Annotated in this window: 4 protein-coding genes; 3 read left to right on the top strand and 1 reads right to left on the bottom strand. The window is 62.8% G+C overall.

Translation table 11 applies throughout. The features are described from left to right. The 3 genes from AC2VOU_RS19425 to AC2VOU_RS19415 all read left to right on the top strand — a co-directional run. A partial coding sequence (locus tag AC2VOU_RS19425) for a PE-PPE domain-containing protein (RefSeq protein WP_486958826.1) occupies positions 1 to 1147 on the top strand: 1147 nt, incomplete at its 5' end. After that, the gene (locus AC2VOU_RS19420; protein WP_486958825.1) at positions 1144 to 1395 is read left to right on the top strand and encodes a hypothetical protein; all 252 of its coding nucleotides are present in this window, start codon (positions 1144 to 1146) and stop codon (positions 1393 to 1395) included. The genes AC2VOU_RS19425 and AC2VOU_RS19420, both read left to right, overlap by 4 nt. Before the next feature lie 49 nt (positions 1396 to 1444). Then, complete coding sequence (locus AC2VOU_RS19415) at positions 1445 to 1825, top strand: DUF3349 domain-containing protein (protein ID WP_486958824.1); 381 nt, start codon at positions 1445 to 1447, stop codon at positions 1823 to 1825. A 1-nt stretch (position 1826) separates the two neighbouring features. Here AC2VOU_RS19415 and AC2VOU_RS19410 read toward each other — a convergent pair. Then, the coding region (locus tag AC2VOU_RS19410; protein ID WP_486958823.1) for a zinc-binding dehydrogenase at positions 1827 to 2246 on the bottom strand (420 nt) is incomplete at its 5' end.

The following is a 2246-nucleotide window of genomic DNA, read 5'->3' as shown; positions in this document are numbered from 1 at the left end:
AATGCGCTATCGCTATTTGGCGATGTTCAACTTCGACGAGCTTCTCGTATTCGAGAGCATGGAGGAAGTTTCAGTGCTGAAACGTCATAGTGTCACGGCGGCGTTGATCGCAGCGGCGGCCGCGCCCATCGCTCTATGCGCAAGTGCTCACGCCGACACCGGATCAGATGCCATTGGCCCATTGACCGACAGCACCCACGCAATGTTCGTCGGTGGCACCTTTGAACCGACTCCGTCTACGGCGTGGGTGGACGCCGCGTACACCAATTTTCTTCAGCCGCTCGGATTTGCCGTCGAGGACGGCGCTTCGAATATCTGCGACATGACCGGAACGGCGGCGTGCGATGCCCCGTTGCAGGTGTTGACGACGCCGGAATTGCTGGAGGAAGGTCCGAGCACCGCCGCCACCAGCGCAGACATCGTCAGCGCGGTCGAAGCTGAATACGCCGCCGGGAATATGAGCGCCACCGACCCGCTGACCATATTCACCTACTCGCAAAGCGCCATGGCCATGTCGGATGCGGAGGCCAGACTGTCGGCAGCGGGCATTCCCGAAGCAGACCTGCATTTGGTGATGATCGGCGACGGCAATACGACCGCCGGAGTCGCCACCAATATCTATACCGACCTGGAGCAGTTGTTCGGCGGCGGCACCAGCGCTGCAGATATTGCCGCAGGTAAGGATTCGACCGACGCGCTTCTCTACTTCGTCAACGAGGGCCAATTCGCCCCGGCCGGCACGACGTACGAAGGCCACCTTCTCAATGGGGCGGGCACCGAGAACGGCGTCACACCCAATGACCTTTATCCGACGACCATCTACACGATCAACACCGATGGGATCGCCGACTGGCAAGGGGATTGGAACGCTGCTCTCGCCCAGGACAACGGCAGCACGGAGGCTGCCCTCGGCAGCGGGATCTACAACTTCCTCACTACTCACCTGGAGTACTTGGGCTTGACACCGGCCGAGGTCTCGGCCGGTACGTCGACAGTCGACGACTTGACCACCACAGTCCTGATACCGGATCCCACGGACTGGACGTCAGCCTGGGCGACCGGCTTGGGGGACATCATGTCCTCGGGCGGCTTCTGGCAGAGCATTGCGGAGTCGCTCCAGGATGTCTTCAACCCCGCCTGGGGTTGATCGGATGGTCGAGCGAACTTTCCGGGAATCGGATCGCCGTCGGACCCGCCCCAGCCGATGTCGAAGGCTTCCAGCAGCAGCTCGATGCGCTGACCGCTCAGTGCTTGGCCGCACAACCCGAAATACCCTGCAGCGTGGTCGGTTTCACCGATATCGAGCTGGCTTCGCTGTTCATCTCCAACCCGGAATCATCGGATGCGCAACCGAATCTCGGCGACAGGCCCGAAGTTTCACGGGGATGCGAATAAGCGCGTGTCTCGTGAACGGCGTGTGAATTGTGCACGCAGTCGGGCCCGAATGTGGCGGTGTCGGCCGCATAGCCAGGACACTGGTGCGGTGGCAATCACCCCAGCTTCAGCGGCCAACTTCTTCCGCTCCGTCATCAAGTGGCTGCAGGTCGGCTACCCCGAAGGTGTTCCAGGGCCCGACCGGGTCGCGCTGCTGGCGCTGCTGCGCAGTACGCCGCTGACCGAGGAAGAGATCACCGAGGTCGTCGACTTGATCGACGAAGAAGAGCTGTCCGACAACGCCGTCGACCGCGACGTGATCGCCGACTTCATCTCCGACATGACGCACTACGACGCCGGCCCGGAGAACATCGCCCGGGTGGCCGCGCGACTGGCTGCCGCCGGCTGGCCGCTATCCGGCATCGGCGGGCAGGCCGGCGAGACGCCTTAGCTCACAGAGTCGATACGTCGATCACGAACCGGTAGCGCACGTCGCTGGCCAGCACCCGCTCGTAGGCCTCGTTGACGTAGGCCGCCTCGATGACCTCGATTTCGGGCAGTGTGTTGTGCTCAGCGCAGAAATCCAGCATTTCCTGGGTTTCGGCGATGCCACCGATGTTGGACCCGGACAGGCTGCGACGCGCCAGCGCCAGCGGGAACGCCGGCACCTCCATCGGGTGCTCGGGAATGCCCAACTCGACCAGCGTGCCGTCGACGTCGAGCAGCCCCAAGTAGGCGCCGAGGTCGAGGTTCGCCGAGACGGTGTTCAGGATCAGGTCGAAGCTGCTGCGTAACTTCTTGAAGGTGTCGCGGTCGGAGGTCGCGTAGTAGTGCTCGGCGCCCAGCCGCAGGCCGTCTTCCATCTTCTTCAG

This window comes from Mycobacterium sp. TH-M25, from assembly GCF_057473665.1.
This window is presented reverse-complemented; position numbering and strand designations above follow the sequence as displayed.